The sequence below is a fragment of the Sphingomonas sp. TZW2008 genome, assembly GCF_002117915.1.
Lineage (GTDB): Bacteria > Pseudomonadota > Alphaproteobacteria > Sphingomonadales > Sphingomonadaceae > Sphingomonas.
Genome location: NZ_BDJB01000006.1, coordinates 59,502 through 75,124 on the forward strand (window position 1 = coordinate 59,502; position 15,623 = coordinate 75,124).

The following is a 15,623-nucleotide window of genomic DNA, read 5'->3' on the forward strand; positions in this document are numbered from 1 at the left end:
CGGGGGCGGCGCTGGGGGCTCCCCCTCAAACTTGAACCCCCTACGCGCGAGGGGCATATCCGCCGGGAGAAAGGAATAGCCCCATGGCGGCCAAGAAGCAAACTGACAGCAGCTCCGATCTGCGAACGAACGAGAAGAAGTGGACCAAGCCGCTGATGGATGCGGGTTGGACGGCGCTGCCGAGCGTCATCATCGAGAACCAGCGTCAGCTTGGTCTCGAACCGCTCGATCTCAACATCGTGCTGTATCTGGCGAGCAAATGGTGGACGGCGGAAGGGAAACCTTACCCGTCCAAAAGCACCATGGCGCAAGCCATGAACGTCCACCCGCGTACGATCCAGAAGCACATCGCGAGTCTGGAGGCTGCCGGATACATCCGGCGCGAAGAGCGCCGGACCGACCAGGGGAGCCGGACGAACATCTACCATCTCGACGGACTGATCGAGGCGGCCAAACCCTTTGCGGATGAGAAGCTCGCGGAAATCAAGGAGAAGTCCGAGATCAAGAAGATCCGCCAGAACCGCAAAGGAGCTCCCAAGCTGCGCCTGGTCAAGGATGATGACGCGTGAATGCACACATTCAGGAAGCGCCGCCTCGGGTAGCGCCGCGTCTGAAGGGTGCGCCGAAGATCCGTCAGCTCTTCTGGTGCGATTTCCCGCAGGACGCGCAGCTACCGGAGTTCTGGAAGCGGCGGCCGGTCATCGTGATTTCGTATCGGAACACGCTGCATGGAGCGGTGACGGTGATCCCGTGTTCGACGCAGTCGCAGCCAGGTAATCAGTGGGCAGTCCCGCTCCAAACCACCATTGACGGACGCGCGGCGTTCGCGATCTGCGACAAGATGACCACGGTAGCGGTCAGCCGGCTCGTGCCGGACAAGGGCGGCATAGCGCGGATGACGGAAGCCGAGTTTGACGGCATCCTTCGGGTGGCACTCGCCTGGCTGCCCGTGCCCTCGACACCGGCGCCGGAGGCCTGAGGGGCCGCCCCGGAGCGATTAGATATTAGTTGAATCTTCAGTAGCGGGTTCTATATCGGGAGGCATCTGCGGCCTCCCCCTCGGGGAGTGTCCGTTTCCCGCGAGGGAACTAAACGGTCGGGGCCGCCTCAAAAGGGCGGCCCTTGGCTTATCTGCCGCCCCCGCGCCGGTGCCGCATTCCCCGCTCCACTGATCTTATCGATGCGCTAGAGCGTTCCTCGTCCGGATTCCATGCCGGAGGCGGCAAGGGTGAGCCACCGTGCATTCCAACGTAGTGCGCACCAATAAATTCGCTGTGAGCGGATTTTCTTCGTTGACTGGCGAAATGCGTTGGGGCATCACACTCCTGTTCAGTTCGAAAGGGGATGTGTCGCTATCAACCGAGGGGGAAGCTCCTCCTGGAGAAGAAATCTTCTCTGCTTTGTGGCTCCGTGCGTGCGAGCGAGCGGCGCCGCGGGCGGCCACCGGACGGCCCGGTGTCCGCCTTGGTGTTCAGGGTTAACGTGCTTCTACCCCACCCTCCAAAGCCTTGGCGGCGCCCCTGCATGGTGCATGGGGTTGGCAGAGGAGGACGCCATGCGAAAGCTTGGTCTGAACGAGAAGCGTGCGCGAACGAAGACGGTGCGACGGCAGCATTGGGCAAAGCGCCTGATCCGTCCGTCCACTTTGAAGACGGTGGTGGCCCTGGGGCGAGTGGTGGTGCAACTGCTCCACGTCGCCCTCTCCATCATCAAGGTTTTCCGCCAGTAGTTCGCACCCTGAATAGCCTCCCGAAAGGAGTTGCAATGTTGGGTGAAGCTCTTCGCCTGATCCGAGTCTATCATGACCTCAAGCAAAAGCAGGCGGCTGAGCGGTTGGAGGTTTCGACGTCGTATCTGTCGGAAATCGAACGCGGCTTGAAGACGCCGACGCTGGACATCATCCAGCGTTATGCGACTGTGTTCGACATGCCCGTCTCATCAATCATGTTCTTTTCGGAGAACCTCGACCAGAAGAGCACGCTTGATCAGGCGCGGACCTTTGTGGCTGGCAAGGTAGTGAGCCTGCTACAGTTCCTCGAGGCGCGGTCCGGTCGGACCCATGCCGAATAAGACGATCATCCCGCTCAATCAGTCGCAGCTTTACAAGCTCACCAGTCCGCGCCGTCTCGCTGACGTGCTCGGCCTTGCGGAGCCAGAGCTACGCGCAATGGCAGTCGGGTCAGATCGGTATCGGCAGTTCGAAATTGAGAAGAAGAGCGGCGGCAAACGTCCGGTCGAAGATCCGATCGCGCCGCTGAAGCGTGTCCAGAGCCGCATCGCTAAGATGCTGGCTAGGATTGAGCCGCCGCCCTTCTTGTTCTGCCCGGTGAAGGGGCGCTGCTACGTCAGCAATGCGGCGCGGCATCGCGGCAGCCGCGTCGTTCACTGCCTCGATATCAAGAAGTTTTTCCCCAACACGCCGCGTGTGCGGGTGATCGCCTTCTTCCAGAATGTTATGGGATGCCGGGGCGACGTTGCCGGTCTGCTTGGCGATCTTTGCACTTTCGAGGGCCACTTGCCGACCGGCAGTCCGCTTAGCCCCATCCTGGCATATTACAGCTATCACGATATGTGGGCTGAGATCGCGGCATTCTGCGCAGTTAAGGGTTACACGCTGACGGTCTATGTCGATGACGTGACGATTTCGGGCGCGAAGGTGCCGGTCGCGGATGTTTGGCAGGTGCGGCGAATGATCCACCGAACGGGGCTGCGCTATCACAAACTCAAGCATTACGTGGACCGGCCAGCAGAAATCACGGGCGTCGTCGTGCGTGACGGGAAGGTCGTCGTGCCCAATCGCCAGCGCCTGAAGCACCGTCAAACGATGTTGGCCCTTCAGCAGCTAGGGAGCGCCGATCAGCGTCTGCAAGGTCGCCTAACCGGCTTAGCGGGGCAAATGCGTCAGATCGCTAGCCTGAATGAGGCGGACTGACAGACGCCGGTCCCAGTAAGCGGCACACGGCCAGGAGTGTGCCACGTGGCACACCGGCTTTAAAGCCATCGCCCTTGAAGGACCGTGCCGTATTCGATGACCAGGGCAACGGTGCCGGCGATCAGCGCGGCGAGCGCGAATAGCGCGAGCCGCGCCGGGATGCCGGGGCGCGATCTGCCGCCCTCGGTGATGGCGATGGCGGTCCCGATCGCTAACGCGAGGACCAGCGCCGGCCCCAGCTCGTAGAGGATGAGGCCCGGCAGCCTGTTCGGGAGCAGGTGCCGATACGCGCAGATAAGGCGGCCAGCCAGCACGGCCGCGATCACGAGCGAGAACGCCGCGCCCCATCGACCGATGACTACCGCGCGCGGAGAGCCGCGCTCAAGCATCGGCTGTCCGCACGCGAACAACTCCGCCGACCGATAAGGGCGGTGCGGTGCAGCCTAGTCGTTCGTCACCCTGACGGGCCGAAGCGGGCGGGTGGGGTGTCGCGAAGCGGCGCTTTGGCGCGGCGGAGCAGAGCGTGGGAGGCAAGGCCCTGCTACTTCTTGATCGTCTCGACCGCGCATCCTTGCGGCACCTGCGCCCTGCGGATCGCGAGCTGCCGCATACCCTCGTAGTCCACGCCCCATAGCCCCGCCCGCTGGGCTGCCGCCTTCTGCATCAAGTCGACATAGGCGCCGCCCGAAAAGACACGGTAATCCACCGCGTAGCCTTGGGCGACCATTGTTGCCCCGACACTCGCCCCGTTCGCGGGAAAGCGGCATGCCAGGTTCAACCGGCCGTAGCTCTTGGGGTCGGTTCGGCACTGGCTCTCATGCCGCAGCGCATAGTCGAACATCGACACCGAGCAGTCCGTCCCGCCATCACGTGCCGACAATCGCCGCAAAGCATCGCTCGACAATGCCTTGAGCCCTGGCAGATCGTCGTCGGGCGCATCGATCCCGACGACACGCACCCGCCCATTAGGAAAGTCGATCGTGTCGCCGTCGATGATCCTCGGGTTCGGCGATGACAGCCGGGTCTTGGACACTTCCAGGAGAGACTGCCTGTTCTGCGAGATGGCATAGCTCGCCACGATCAGAAACGTCGCGCCCATCGTCCATCGTTGAAAGCGCGTCGCTCCGGGAAACAGCTTCATAGCGAGCGGATCTCGCGCAGAAGGTCATTCCAGTCGCCGGCATGGGGCGGCAGCTTCACGACGAGCTGGCGACCGTTTGCCGCCAGGTGCGGGGTGGCGCGCTCGATCGCGCGCGCGGCTTCGGCGCCATGTTGGCTGTAGATGAGGACGGTGTGGATGCTCTCCGGAACGGCAACGGCTTGATAGCGCTCGATGCCTAGCACGGGCCACACCGCATGGCCGGGGCCGAGCAGGTTCATTACGCTCGCCGCGTCCTCGACGCCCTCGGCGAGGCGCAGGATGCCGTCGAGCGGGATGCCACCCCAACGGACCGCACCGACGCCCGGATTGCCGAGCATGCGCTTGGGCTCGTCCATGTCGGCCTTCCAGCGCCCGTCGGGCGTGAGGAAGGTCCGGTGGATCGCGACAACGCCGGCGTCCTCCTCGATCGGGACGATCAGCGCCGGCGCGAACGCCTTGGCGGCGCCGGCACCGCACTGGCAGCGCGGATCGAAGCGGGCGTTGATCCCGTCGGGGACGATCGAGCGTCCCTCGCGCAGGTAGCGATCGGCGAGCGTGCCGGCGAAGGGTTCGGCGTGACGCCACACGGCACGCGCGAGCTTGTTAAGGTCGGCCTTGCTCTGCTGGCGCTGGCCAGGATCGTGGTCAGGGGACGCTAGGATCTTGCCCGAGCGCAGCGCCGCCATGATCGCGTCGGTCGTACAGCCGGCGAAGCAGTGAAACAGCACGGCGCGTTCGCCGACGCGGATCGACAAGCTGGCTCTGCCGTCGGCGTGGGCAGGACATCGGCACATGGCCGACGCGCCATGCCATCTGCCCCCAAGCTGGCGGACGATGCGGTCGGCCTGATCCTCGATCGTAGCGGTCTGACGTTGGGCCATCTAAGACACCCCCGGTGCAGGACGCATACAGGCTATCGGGGGAAGCCACAAAGCACCAGTGAAAACCGCATGAATCACTACGGGGGAATAGGGTGGAGTTGGATTTACTGCTCGAGCGCGAACTGACGACGCTGCGGCCACCTGGCGGCACGATTACCGACGTCCATGTATGTCAGCGCGACTGCGGCAGGTGGCACATCAACGTCCGGGTGAGCTGGCGCGGTACAGCGCTCTTCCACGTCGGCCTCTACGATAAGAAGCGGATTCGCCTGTATAAAAAGGCTGCCTCAGCCATCCGCCATATCGTCCTTGGTTACGGGTATGAGGACGTGATCCATGTCCATCCGTGGCCCGGTCTGAAGGACCAAGCGACATTTTAACGCGATAGAATGTTGCCGCCGGAATGAACCAATTGTCATTTTCAGGCTAGGCAACCACGTTCGAGCGATTTAGCTTGTCTTCACTCTAGGAGTGAAAACATGGCAAATCGCTTGTTTTCGTACGTGCCAGTTGCTGGCCTCCTGACTGCCTCGATGGCGGCGGTTCCGGCTCGCGCAGCCGATTCTACCTGGGCATGTGAAGTGATGCTCTGCGCGAGCAATCCCGGTGGCTGGATGCAATTTCGGGAATGCGTGCCCCCGATCCGCAAGCTCATCACTCATCTCGGCCTGGGCGGAGGCTTCCCGACGTGCAGTGCCGGCGGGGTTCGCAAGGCGGACTATACCAAGCCAAAGAACGGACGGCCCGGATACGTCGTGATGACGATGCAGGACGGCTCCCGCACCCGATACACTGTGCCGAGTAGCGCACAGGTCGCCCAAGCGGAGGCGACAGCGCAGGCGGGGCCGATACCGGGCTCCGGAACACTGGAGCGATAACGATGCTCCCGTCCGCGATCGTCTTGGGGTTGGCAGCGCAGTGTGCGCCAGGTGTCGCCCCGGAGACGATCGCGGCGATCGTGCAGACGGAAAGCCAGGGCTTCGAGCTGGCGATCAACGTCAACGGGCTCGGCCGCAAGGTAGGGCCCGCGACGAACGTGGCACAGGCGATCGCGATCGCCCGCTCCTATGTCAGCAAGGGCTATTCGGTCGATCTCGGTCTCGGGCAGATCAACTCCCGGAACATGAAGGCTCTCGGCCTGACCTGGGACAACGTGTTCGATCCCTGCACCAACATCGCCGCGGCAGGCGCGGTGCTGTCCGGCAACTACCATAGCGTGCGCGCGGGGCTGCACCCGCAGCGCGCGCTCCGCATCGCCCTATCAATGTATAACACCGGGTCGCAGTCGCGTGGCTTCTCCAACGGCTATGTCGGGAAGGTGATCGGCAATGCCGGCATTTCCGACGGTATCCGGCCCGTCGCGGTTCGCGTGAGCGCGTTCACCGACGCGACAAACACCGGCGAAGGGTCGAGCGCGGCTGCGCAGCTCGCCGCGCTCGTCGAGGAAAACACGTCCCAAGCGGGGCAGCCCAAGGCTGCGCCTCCCCCACCGCCGCCATCCTGGGACGTGTTTGCGAGGGCGGAATATGAGCGAGCGCGGCTCGCCGGAGAAGGAGAAAACCGATGAATCTCGCATCTTTCGGTGGGCCGGCGCTCGCCCTCCGAAGCCGTGTCACCGCGCGCGTCGGCGCGATGACCCCGCGCCAGCGCAAGGTCTCGCGGCTGTTGTCGATGTTCGGCGTGGTGGCGCTGACGTCGCTGCTCTCGGCCGAGCCGGCGTTCGCGCAGACCAATCTGGAGAGCTTCGGCAACGCCGTTCTCGGCCTGCTGAGCAATGGGCTGCTGCGCATCGTCGCGATCCTCGCACTCATCGCGGCGGGGTTCGGGTGGCTGACGGGGCGGGTCAACACCGGGGCGCTCGTCACCGTCATCATCGGCATCGCGATCATCTTCTCGGCGCCTTGGATCGTCGACCAGCTCCAAGGCTGATGCTCTTGGAAGCGGGGTGCGCCGCACGCCCCGCTTCCGCCTGTGTTTCGCGAAAGGGCCTAGCGTGGACGAAGAACGGGAAGTGATGGCGCGCAACACGCTGTTCCTGGCGGTGACGCGGCCTGCGCTGTTCGCAGGCATCCCGATCGAAGCGGCGGTGGTGATCCTGCTCGCCTCGGTGATTACCCTGATCGGCACGACGAACCCCATCTACGGCCTGGTCGTCGCCGCGGTGATGTTCGGCATTTCGCGCCTGGTGGTGCGCCACGACGTCAACGCGTTCCGGCTGATCTTCCTGTGGGGTCGCACCAAGGCGGCCAACCGCAACCGCGTCTTCTGGGGCGGGTCGAGCTACACGCCGCTCCCCTTGAAGGGCATCAAGCGAAAGGGGTTCGGCCGCAATGGCTAGGGCCAGTCGCCTCTCCGAACAGGTGCCGATGAAGATCGCGCTCAAGGAAGTGATGCCGACCAAGTTCCTGCCCTATGCGCGGCACGTCACCGACGAAGTCGTGATGCTCGATTCCGGCGCGATCATGCTGACGTTCGAGCTGCAGGGGCGGGCGTTCGAGACGGCCGACGTGCGCGATCTGAACGACTGGCACGCCAAGCTCAACGGGATGCTGCGCAACCTGCACGACGATCGCCTGTCGATCTGGACGCACCTCGCCCGCGCGCGGGTCGAACAATATCCGGGCGGCAACTTCCGGTCCCGGTTCGCGCGGGATCTCGATGCCGCCTACTTCGCGCGGATGAACAAGGAGCGGTTGTTCATCAACCGCTTCTTCGTGACGCTGGTGCTGCGCCCCTCGGTCCATGGCGCCGACAAGCTCGTCCAGCTCTTCAGGAACAAGGCGCGCGCGGAAGCGGAGGCCGATGCGGTCGACGCCGATCTACTGGAGGCGCTGGAGGACAAGGCGCGCGATTTCGAGAAGCTGATGGACCGCTGCTCGCCGCGCAGGCTGTCGATTTACGGGCACAACGGCCTCAAGTTCTCGGAGACGATGGAGGTCGCGGAAATGGTAATGACGGGCCGGCACCGCCGCGTCCCGATCATCCGGGGGCACCTCGGCAGCGCGCTCTATCGCCAGCGCGTCGTGTTCGGCGGGGAGACGGTCGAAGTCCGCGACGCCGATCGCAGCCTCTTCGGCGGGATCTTCGGCATCCGGGAGTACCCGGCGACCACCACCCCGACGCAGTTCCAATCGCTGCTGGCGGTCGATTTCGCGTTCGTGCTGACGCAATCCTTCACCTTCCTCGGCCGCGCTGCGGCATCGGAGCGGTTCCGGCTGCGGCAAAAGCAGATGGAGAACGCGGATGATCGGGCCGTCAGTCAGATGCTCGATCTCGTCGACGCGGCGGACGATCTCATGTCCAACCGCTTCGTCCTGGGCGATCATCATTTCACGCTCGCCGTGTATTCGGACAGCCTCAAGGGGCTGCGCGACAATATGTCGATCGCGCGAGCTGCGCTCGCCGATACCGGCATGGTCGCGGCGCGTGAGGGCGCGGCGCTGGAAGCGGCCTATTGGAGCCAGCTCGTCGGCAATTTTGCATGGCGGGCAAGGCCGGCGCCGATCACGTCGCTCAATTTCGCGGCCTTCTCGCCCTTCCACACCTATCCCGCCGGCCTCGCCACCGGCAATCATTGGGGCGACGCGATCGCGCTGATGAAGACCAGCGCGCGCAGCCCCTACTTCTTCAGCTTCCACAAGCGCGACATTGGCCACACGTTGATCGTCGGCCCGACGGGGGGCGGCAAGACGGTCATCGTCAATTTCCTGATGGCGCAGGCCGAGAAGACGGGCGCGCGCCAGATATTCATCGACAAGGACCGCGGCGCGCAGATCTTCGTGCTGGCCTCGGGCGGCACCTACCTGACGCTCGAGAACGGCAAGCCGACCGGCTTTGCGCCGCTCAAGGCGCTGGAGAACAAGCCGGAGGATCGGGCCTGGCTGTCGCTGTGGGTCCGCCAGCTCGTCCGCACCGAAAGCCGCCCGATCACGGTCCAGGAAGAGCGGATGATCGATGAAGGGATCGCCGCGGTGATGCGGCTCCCGCGCGAGGATCGTTCGCTCGACGCGCTGCGCACAATGCTCGGCATGGCGGACGCTGGCGGCATTGGCGCCCGTCTCGAAAAGTGGACCTCGCGGGGGTCGATGGGCTGGGTGTTCGACAACGCGGCAGACGAAATGACGCTCGATGCCCGGTTCCTCGGGTTCGACATGACGGATTTCCTCGACAACGCCGACGTCCGCACGCCGTTGATGCTCTACCTGTTCCACCGGATCGACAAGCTGCTGACCGGCGAGCGCACGATCATCGCCGTCGACGAGTTCTGGAAGGCGCTCGGCGACGATGCGTTCCGGAGCTTCGCGCAGGACGGCTTGAAGACATACCGGAAGCGCAACGCGATGATGGTGTTCGCCACGCAGTCGCCGGCTGACGCGCTCAAGAGCGATATTGCGCACTCGATCCTCGAACAGGTCGCGACCCAGGTGATGCTTCCCAACCCCAAGGGATCACGCCGCGACTATGTAGAGGGCTTTTCCCTCACCGACGCGGAATATCAGCTCATCCGCGAGGAATTGTCGCCGGAGTCGCGCAAGTTCCTCGTGAAGCAGGGCCATGACAGTGTTGTGGTCGAGCTGGACCTGACCGGCCTCGAGAACGAGCTGGCGGTGTTGTCGGGTCGCGCCGAGACGACGCCGATCGCCGTCCAGGCCGCGGCCGAGTTCGGCCCCGATCCCGCCAACTGGCTCCCCGTATTCCACCAACGTCGTCGGCCAAGCTGAAGGAGAGAGGGACATGCGTAGAATGAAGGCAATCGCACTCGCGCTGTCAGGATCGGCGCTCATGCTGGCCAGCTCGGCGCGCGCGCAAGGCATTCCGGTCCACGACGTCGGCTCGATCCTCCAGCAGATTGAGCAGGTGAAGCAGGGCGTTCAGGTCATCCAACAAGGTGCCGACCAGATCCGCGAGGCGCAGAAGCTCTACCAAGACCTCAACAAGATGACGGACATCGGCAACGTCGCCCAGCAGCTCAAGAACGATGTGCTGCGCAACAGCAACGTGTCGTCCAGCTCCCTCGACGGCTACACCAACGGCGATCTCAACGTCGTTGGCGGCCTGCGGGGCAAGGCGAACGACGTCTATCAGGATCTCATCGGGCGCGGCTCGCCAACGATGACGGCCGATCAGCGTGCCGCCTACGAACAGGGTTCACGAGAGGCGGCCGTGACGACGGGCTTGGCCGGCAATGTCGGTGATGCGGTGACGAGCCGGCGCCAGGGCCTCGAGGCGCTGCGCAGCCGCCTCAACAGCGCCAGCTCGGCCGCGGAACGTGCCGATATGTCGGCGCGGCTCCAGCTCGAACAAGCGCAGATGATGAACGATCAGATGGCGCTTCAGGCGATCGAGCTTCAGCGAAGGGCAAAGGCCGAAGCCGGCTACCAACGGTCTCTGGCGTCTAATCGATCGGAAATCGACAAGCTGCGGGCTGAGGCAGGGGTCAACCCATGACCAAAGCTCTTTGGCTCTTCCCCTGCCTTTTGGCGCTGGCGGCATGTGGCACGAAGGAGTCCGACTCCGACCAAGGCAAGCTTCGATCTGACATGCCGCTGCGTACCGCCAAGTATTTCACGGAGAACCAAGGTGAGCTGGCCGAGACAGACGCAGTCTGCACAACATGGAAGGCTTCACAGCGCCCTCCTGCGTCATGGCCTGCAGTAGTCGTGAACAACTGCAACAACGTGGATACCGCAAAGACCTTGCTACGAAACAAGGCCGATACGGATAGGCTTCGCAAAGAGGCGGGCATCTGATCGAGGCTTAGATATCCGGGATCGGCGTAATGGGCTTCAATATCTATACCGCGATGTTCAACCAACTTGACGCCGCATTGGCGGGGGTGGTTGCGGCCTACGCCGGGGTCATCGGTTGGATTTCCGGTCCACTCCGGGTTGGGGTGACAATCTACATCATCCTCCTCGGCTTCGCGGTCCTGCGCGGCGCTGTCGAATATCCGTTTCGCGAGTTCGTCTATCGAGGGATGAAACTTGCCGCGCTCGTGTTCGCGGTAACGACCCTCTACGGCGCGTCAGTCGGCCTTCTCGCCATGAATGGCCTGCCCAGAGAAGTCGCGAACGCCGTAGGCGCGCAAGACGTGAACGGACTTGGCGGCTTCTTCGACGCGATACTCAAGGGTGCGGTTCGCGCCATCGCGAACATTAAAGAGATTGTTCAAACTCACACCACGGAGGAAGGGACGAACCTGGCCGGCATCCCGAATAATTGGGATGAAATCATCGTCAGTGAAATCATCAACGTCGTCATAATGCTGACTGCGCTGCTGGCGTCGGCCCTCGGTTTCGCAATCTGCGCCTTCGCTCTATTCGCCCTTTCCTTGTTGGCTGCGGTCGGACCTCTCTTTGTCGCCGCTCTCCTATTCGACTCCACACGACCGTTCTTCTTCCAATGGCTCGGCAGTATCGTAAACTACGTCATCCTCGTTGCCTTCGCGTTGCTAGTGACGGTTTTCATCGCCAACGCGGCCGACGCCTTCATTGACGCAATCACGCAGGATGACTCGCTGATCCTAGCGGCGGTCAAGGCACTCGGGTTCTACGCCCTCGGGTTCTTCTTCTTCCTTCAGATACCAGGCATGGCTGCGGGCTTGGGCGGCGGTGGCGCATCACTCGCCTCGCAGTTCGCTAACGCCGCGACCGGCGGGATCGCGCCGATGATCGGTCGCGCATGGTCAAACGCTCCACAAAGGGCAGTGAATCGCTGGCAGGCAAATCGCGCCCGCCGAGCGGAAGCGCGGGCTGCCGGCGGCACCCTTTACAACAACAGCTAATCGGAGACCCGGCATGAAGCTCGGTTCGGCCTTAGCCTTTCTCGCTCTCGCGGCTCTTACTCCTCCGGTTCCATCGGTCGCTGCGAAGGACGATAAGCTGCCCCGCTGCAACGGACGGCAGAAGCGTCCTGCAAACCTCTACGGGACGGTTCTTCCATCAATCCCGTCGCGCAACTCAACGTCGGCCGCTGCAGCACCGTCCGCTGGAGGTGTGCCACGTGGCACACCTCAATCAGCCCCAGCGCCGGCGACGAACCTATTCCCACCCGATGAAGCGGCGCCAGCTCCCCGAGGGTCGGACACGTCGCAGGCCGGCAAGGTGCCGGCGATCGGCGCACTCACTCCGAGCGCCGGCCCGACTGCCGCGCTCTCAACCTCCTATGCGAGCTGCTGAGATGGCGATCGGAGTGAAGGACAAAGACGAGGATCTGAAGGCCTATTTCGCGGAAGCGGAAAGCTGGGACCGGGATCGGTTCGTGGCCGCGGTTCGCTCGCGCCGGATCGCGTGGATCGTTGCTATCATCGCGATCGTGTTCGCCGCGATCTGCGCGGCTGCGGTGCTGGCGCTGTCGCCGCTCAAGACGGTGGTGCCCTATGTCGTCACGGTCGATCGTTCGACAGGCGCAACGGAAGTCACCCAGGAGCTGCGCGGCGACAAGACGATCACCTATGACGAGGCGATCCGTAAGTATTTCCTCGCCGACTATGTGCGCGCTCGCGAAGGGTGGATTCCCCAAGCGCGGGAGGAGTTCTTCCGCAAGGTGCTGTCGCTCTCGGCGCGGGAGGAACAGACCCGTTGGACAGCCTTCTACAAAAAGGACAATCCGGACTCCCCGCAGAACCAGTTCACCGCCAATGACGCGGTGTTCGTGGCGATCCGCTCGGTCGCGTTCATCTCGCCGAACGTCGCGCAGGTTCGCTTCATCAAGAGGCTCCAGCGCGATCAACAGGTGATCGAGACGCCCGCTATCGCGACCATCACATTCGATGTGCTGTCGAAGCCGGAAACGGAAGCCGGTCGATACGCCAATCCGCTCGGGTTTCAGGTGAAGACATACCGGGCCGACGTGGAGGTTCCGACACGATGAGGACGATTCTGCTCCTGGCCACGGCGATCAGCGCCGTGGCGGCAGCGCCCGCACTGGCGCAGACCCCTACGCAACACGGTCCCGACGCACGTATCCGCGAGGTCGCCTATACCGACGGGAACGTGATCCAGATCCGAAGTGCGTTCCGCACCGCGACGCAGATCGAGTTCGCCCCGGGCGAGGTCATCAAGTTCGTGGCGATGGGGGACACGGTGTCCTGGGAGGTCGCTCCTGCTGACAACTCGTTGTTCGTGAAGCCGCGCGAGCGCGCTGGCGCCACCAACCTGATCGTCGTGACGGATTTCCAAGGGGCCAAACGCAACTACACCTTCGAGCTGTCGGCCGTCGCTACGGCGCGCTCGCGCGGCACCTTCTTCAAGGTGCGGCTCCGCTATCCGGAATATGAGGCGGCACAGGCCCATTTGGCGCAACAGCGCGCGCAGCTCGCCGCGGCCCTCGCCGCGCAGAACGGCGCGATCAAAGCCGCGCTCGATATCGGCGTTCTCGAAGGCACGCGGAACCTCAACTACAAGGTCCAGGGCTCATCGGACCTGCAACCGTCCGAAGTCAGCGACAACGGGCAGTTCACCGTGATGCGCTTCCCGAACCAGCGCGAGATACCCGCGATCTTCACGGTCAACCCCGACGGGAGCGAGGCCACCGCCGCGTTCGACGTCCGCGACGAGTTCGTCATCGTCCATGGCGTCTACAAGGAGATGCGCCTGCGCCGGGGGAAGGTGGTGCTGTGCATCTACAACGAGAGCCCGAGCTTCTACGGCCGCGACCCTAAGACGGACACGGCGTCGGAAGCGGTCGAGCGCACGACGGAGAACTGACGTGTCCGATAAGCGATTCGACGTCGACGCGACGCCCGACGTGAACGAGATTGATCGCGCTCCCCCTGCGGCCGATCGCCCGAACCGCATCCCGTCACTGAACGCCGTCCAGTGGGACAACAAGAAGATGGTCGTGGGTGCGGCGCTGGCCGGTGCGGTCGTGTTTGGGGCGCTGTCGCTCGTTTCCGGGTCTGGCAGCGACAACAAGGCGCTGGAAGCGCGGAAGGCCCCGCCTCCGGCTGCCGAGGCGCCTTACGATCCCAACTCCGTGATCGCACCGACGCTCGCGACCGCGCCCCGCGATCCGAACGCCCCGGTCCAGCTCACGGGCGAGCAAGTACCGGCCATCGGCCCTGACGGTCAGCCGATCACTCCCTACGGATCGGCAGGAGGGCAGCAGCAAAGCCGCGGCGTTAGCGAGGCAGAGCGGCGTGCCAACGAAGCTCGGGAGCTGCGCGACAATGCGCGGCGATCGACGCTGATCGCCTACAATGGCGACCAGACCGCCAGGCGCGTGCTCGGAGACGTCGCCGGCGCCGGCAACCCGCAAGGTGATGGCGAAAATGCGCCGTCGAGGACCAGTCTCGACAACCTCAAGCAGACCTCGGCGATCGGGACCGCCACGGCGCGCATGATCGGCGACCGCAACTATCTCGTCACAGCGGGCGCCATCATCCCGTGCACGCTCCAGACCGCGATGGATAGCAGCGTGCCGGGCTACACGACCTGCATCATCCCTCGGGATGTCTATTCGGATAACGGCCGCGTCGTGCTGCTCGAGAAAGGCACGCGCGTCTTCGGCGAGTACCAGGGTGGGTTGCAGCGCGGCCAAAATCGTCTCTTCGCGATGTGGACGCGGGCGGTCACGCCCCGCGGGGTCGCGATCGACATCGGCTCGCCGGCATCGGACCCGCTCGGTCGGGCCGGCGTCACCGGTAGGATCGATCGGTTCTTCTGGCAGCGGTTCGGCGCCGCGATGCTGTTCAGCGTGCTTGATGCGGGCGGGCAAATCGCCGGCCAAGCCGTCAGCCCGCAGGGCTCGACGGTGTTCCGCACTCCCGGTGACACGACATCGCAGATCCTCAATGACACGCAGCAGATCCGCCCGATCGTGCGCGTCAACCAAGGGACCGAGATGGCGATAACCGTCGCCAAGGATTTCGACTTCTCGCAGGTCTATGGGCTCGGCCTCAAATGAACGCCCCGTTCCGCAACACGGCGATCCTCGATCACGCTGTTCGCCCGCTGCGCCAGTATCTCGATGACGATGGTGTGACCGAAGTCGTCATCAACGAACCGGCGATCGTCGGCGTCGAGCGGCATGGAGGGTGGACCTGGGAGCATGAGGGCGATCTGACGCTCGATGCCCTCAACCAACTGGCCAGGGCCGCAGCCGCGTTCACCTCTCAGGACGTGACGCGCGAGAATCCGATCTGCTCGACGATCTTTCCGACCGGCGAGCGCGTCCAGCTCGTGCTTCCGCCCGTCGTGCCCGACGGCACCGTGTCGATCACGGTCCGCAAGCCGTCCACGAAGACGATGACGATGGCGGACTTCGAGGCGAACGGCCTGTTCGCGGAGACGAAGGTGGCCACCAAGCGGGTCAGCCCCGTCGAGGAACGATTGCTCGGGTTGCTCCATGCGGGTCGGCATGTGGAATTCTTCGAACTCGCTGTGCGGAGCCGGCTTAACATTCTCATCTCCGGCGCCACGGGCTCTGGGAAGACGACGTTCTCCAAGGGCCTCATCAAGCTGATCCCGGACAATGAGCGTCTGCTGACGATCGAGGACACGCGCGAACTGGTCGTGCCTCACAAGAATGTCGTCCATATGATCTACAGCAAGGACGGCACCGGCACGGCCAAGGTGACAGCCAAGGAGCTGTTGGAAAGCGCGCTCCGCATGCGGCCCGATCGCATCCTGCTCCAGGAGCTGCGTGACGGGACCGCGTTCTTCTACCT

Annotated in this window: 20 protein-coding genes; 17 read left to right on the forward strand and 3 right to left on the reverse strand. The window is 63.9% G+C overall.

Translation table 11 applies throughout. The features are described 5' to 3' along the window. The first annotated feature begins 83 nt into the window (after positions 1-83). The 5 genes from B7L05_RS08600 to B7L05_RS08620 all read left to right on the forward strand — a co-directional run bounded on the left by B7L05_RS08600 (position 84) and on the right by B7L05_RS08620 (position 2,932). A complete protein-coding gene (locus B7L05_RS08600; RefSeq protein WP_041043290.1) occupies positions 84-569 on the forward strand; it encodes a helix-turn-helix domain-containing protein in 486 nt (161 codons plus the stop codon). Beyond that, on the forward strand, positions 566-979 hold the full coding sequence (locus B7L05_RS08605) for a type II toxin-antitoxin system PemK/MazF family toxin (protein ID WP_085809875.1): 414 nt from the start codon (positions 566-568) through the stop codon (positions 977-979). The genes B7L05_RS08600 and B7L05_RS08605 overlap by 4 nt, the downstream gene beginning before the upstream one ends. Positions 980-1,555: 576 nt before the next feature. Beyond that, on the forward strand, positions 1,556-1,729 hold the full coding sequence (locus B7L05_RS08610; protein ID WP_256926668.1) for a hypothetical protein: 174 nt from the start codon (positions 1,556-1,558) through the stop codon (positions 1,727-1,729). A gap of 35 nt (positions 1,730-1,764) precedes the next feature. Continuing rightward, positions 1,765-2,070, forward strand: coding sequence for a helix-turn-helix transcriptional regulator (locus B7L05_RS08615; protein WP_019368207.1), 306 nt, complete (start codon positions 1,765-1,767; stop codon positions 2,068-2,070). Beyond that, positions 2,060-2,932: a reverse transcriptase family protein gene (locus tag B7L05_RS08620; RefSeq protein WP_085809877.1), complete on the forward strand. Its 873-nt coding sequence runs from the start codon at positions 2,060-2,062 to the stop codon at positions 2,930-2,932. Before B7L05_RS08615 ends, B7L05_RS08620 begins: the two co-directional genes overlap by 11 nt. 59 nt (positions 2,933-2,991) lie before the next feature. Here the strand turns inward: B7L05_RS08620 and B7L05_RS08625 are convergent, their stop codons facing one another. The 3 genes from B7L05_RS08625 to B7L05_RS08635 all read right to left on the reverse strand — a co-directional run bounded on the left by B7L05_RS08625 (position 2,992) and on the right by B7L05_RS08635 (position 4,828). After that, positions 2,992-3,321 (reverse strand): hypothetical protein, encoded by a 330-nt coding sequence (locus B7L05_RS08625; RefSeq protein WP_085809878.1) that lies wholly within the window; start codon positions 3,319-3,321, stop codon positions 2,992-2,994. A 152-nt stretch (positions 3,322-3,473) separates the two neighbouring features. Continuing rightward, a complete protein-coding gene (locus B7L05_RS08630) occupies positions 3,474-4,031 on the reverse strand; it encodes a thermonuclease family protein (protein WP_085809879.1) in 558 nt (185 codons plus the stop codon). Between the two features lie 38 nt (positions 4,032-4,069). Next, positions 4,070-4,828 (reverse strand): toprim domain-containing protein, encoded by a 759-nt coding sequence (locus B7L05_RS08635; protein WP_256926669.1) that lies wholly within the window; start codon positions 4,826-4,828, stop codon positions 4,070-4,072. 218 nt (positions 4,829-5,046) lie between these two features. Between B7L05_RS08635 and B7L05_RS08640 the strand changes: the two genes are divergently transcribed. The 12 genes from B7L05_RS08640 to virB11 form a co-directional block, all read left to right on the forward strand. Then, positions 5,047-5,334 (forward strand): hypothetical protein, encoded by a 288-nt coding sequence (locus B7L05_RS08640; RefSeq protein ID WP_071838552.1) that lies wholly within the window; start codon positions 5,047-5,049, stop codon positions 5,332-5,334. Positions 5,335-5,834: 500 nt separating this feature from the next. After that, on the forward strand, positions 5,835-6,521 hold the full coding sequence (locus B7L05_RS08650; RefSeq protein WP_085809880.1) for a lytic transglycosylase domain-containing protein: 687 nt from the start codon (positions 5,835-5,837) through the stop codon (positions 6,519-6,521). Further along, on the forward strand, positions 6,518-6,883 hold the full coding sequence (locus B7L05_RS08655) for a TrbC/VirB2 family protein (RefSeq protein WP_201279665.1): 366 nt from the start codon (positions 6,518-6,520) through the stop codon (positions 6,881-6,883). Before B7L05_RS08650 ends, B7L05_RS08655 begins: the two co-directional genes overlap by 4 nt. Before the next feature lie 64 nt (positions 6,884-6,947). After that, positions 6,948-7,292 (forward strand): type IV secretion system protein VirB3, encoded by a 345-nt coding sequence (locus B7L05_RS08660; protein ID WP_239017055.1) that lies wholly within the window; start codon positions 6,948-6,950, stop codon positions 7,290-7,292. Continuing rightward, positions 7,285-9,675 (forward strand): VirB4 family type IV secretion/conjugal transfer ATPase, encoded by a 2,391-nt coding sequence (locus B7L05_RS08665; protein ID WP_085809881.1) that lies wholly within the window; start codon positions 7,285-7,287, stop codon positions 9,673-9,675. Before B7L05_RS08660 ends, B7L05_RS08665 begins: the two co-directional genes overlap by 8 nt. Before the next feature lie 22 nt (positions 9,676-9,697). Next, positions 9,698-10,402 carry a type IV secretion system protein gene (locus B7L05_RS08670; protein ID WP_256926670.1) on the forward strand — a complete coding sequence of 235 codons (705 nt, stop codon included), beginning with the start codon at positions 9,698-9,700 and terminating at the stop codon, positions 10,400-10,402. Then, positions 10,399-10,704 (forward strand): hypothetical protein, encoded by a 306-nt coding sequence (locus B7L05_RS16910; protein ID WP_144037201.1) that lies wholly within the window; start codon positions 10,399-10,401, stop codon positions 10,702-10,704. Before B7L05_RS08670 ends, B7L05_RS16910 begins: the two co-directional genes overlap by 4 nt. Positions 10,705-10,733: 29 nt before the next feature. Continuing rightward, positions 10,734-11,738, forward strand: a complete 1,005-nt coding sequence (locus B7L05_RS08675; RefSeq protein ID WP_085809883.1) for a type IV secretion system protein — start codon at positions 10,734-10,736, stop codon at positions 11,736-11,738. A gap of 218 nt (positions 11,739-11,956) precedes the next feature. Beyond that, positions 11,957-12,826, forward strand: a complete 870-nt coding sequence (locus tag B7L05_RS08680) for a virB8 family protein (RefSeq protein WP_256926671.1) — start codon at positions 11,957-11,959, stop codon at positions 12,824-12,826. Continuing rightward, positions 12,823-13,662 carry a TrbG/VirB9 family P-type conjugative transfer protein gene (locus B7L05_RS08685; protein WP_085809885.1) on the forward strand — a complete coding sequence of 280 codons (840 nt, stop codon included), beginning with the start codon at positions 12,823-12,825 and terminating at the stop codon, positions 13,660-13,662. The genes B7L05_RS08680 and B7L05_RS08685 overlap by 4 nt, the downstream gene beginning before the upstream one ends. Positions 13,663-13,702: 40 nt before the next feature. After that, on the forward strand, positions 13,703-14,860 hold the full coding sequence (gene virB10, locus B7L05_RS08690) for a type IV secretion system protein VirB10 (RefSeq protein ID WP_082898375.1): 1,158 nt from the start codon (positions 13,703-13,705) through the stop codon (positions 14,858-14,860). Continuing rightward, positions 14,857-15,623 (forward strand): P-type DNA transfer ATPase VirB11 (virB11, locus tag B7L05_RS08695; RefSeq protein WP_085809886.1); only part of this gene is annotated, 767 nt, incomplete at its 3' end. The genes virB10 and virB11, both read left to right, overlap by 4 nt.

Coding starts and splice junctions, on each gene's coding strand:
- B7L05_RS08600 (WP_041043290.1), top strand. CDS start 84: ATGGCGGCCAAGAAGCAAACTGACAGCAGCTCCGATCTGCGAACGAAC.
- B7L05_RS08610 (WP_256926668.1), top strand. CDS start 1,556: ATGCGAAAGCTTGGTCTGAACGAGAAGCGTGCGCGAACGAAGACGGTG.
- B7L05_RS08615 (WP_019368207.1), top strand. CDS start 1,765: ATGTTGGGTGAAGCTCTTCGCCTGATCCGAGTCTATCATGACCTCAAG.
- B7L05_RS08620 (WP_085809877.1), top strand. CDS start 2,060: ATGCCGAATAAGACGATCATCCCGCTCAATCAGTCGCAGCTTTACAAG.
- B7L05_RS08625 (WP_085809878.1), bottom strand. CDS start 3,321: ATGCTTGAGCGCGGCTCTCCGCGCGCGGTAGTCATCGGTCGATGGGGC.
- B7L05_RS08630 (WP_085809879.1), bottom strand. CDS start 4,031: ATGGGCGCGACGTTTCTGATCGTGGCGAGCTATGCCATCTCGCAGAAC.
- B7L05_RS08650 (WP_085809880.1), top strand. CDS start 5,835: ATGCTCCCGTCCGCGATCGTCTTGGGGTTGGCAGCGCAGTGTGCGCCA.
- B7L05_RS08655 (WP_201279665.1), top strand. CDS start 6,518: ATGAATCTCGCATCTTTCGGTGGGCCGGCGCTCGCCCTCCGAAGCCGT.
- B7L05_RS08665 (WP_085809881.1), top strand. CDS start 7,285: ATGGCTAGGGCCAGTCGCCTCTCCGAACAGGTGCCGATGAAGATCGCG.
- B7L05_RS08670 (WP_256926670.1), top strand. CDS start 9,698: ATGAAGGCAATCGCACTCGCGCTGTCAGGATCGGCGCTCATGCTGGCC.
- B7L05_RS16910 (WP_144037201.1), top strand. CDS start 10,399: ATGACCAAAGCTCTTTGGCTCTTCCCCTGCCTTTTGGCGCTGGCGGCA.
- B7L05_RS08675 (WP_085809883.1), top strand. CDS start 10,734: ATGGGCTTCAATATCTATACCGCGATGTTCAACCAACTTGACGCCGCA.
- B7L05_RS08685 (WP_085809885.1), top strand. CDS start 12,823: ATGAGGACGATTCTGCTCCTGGCCACGGCGATCAGCGCCGTGGCGGCA.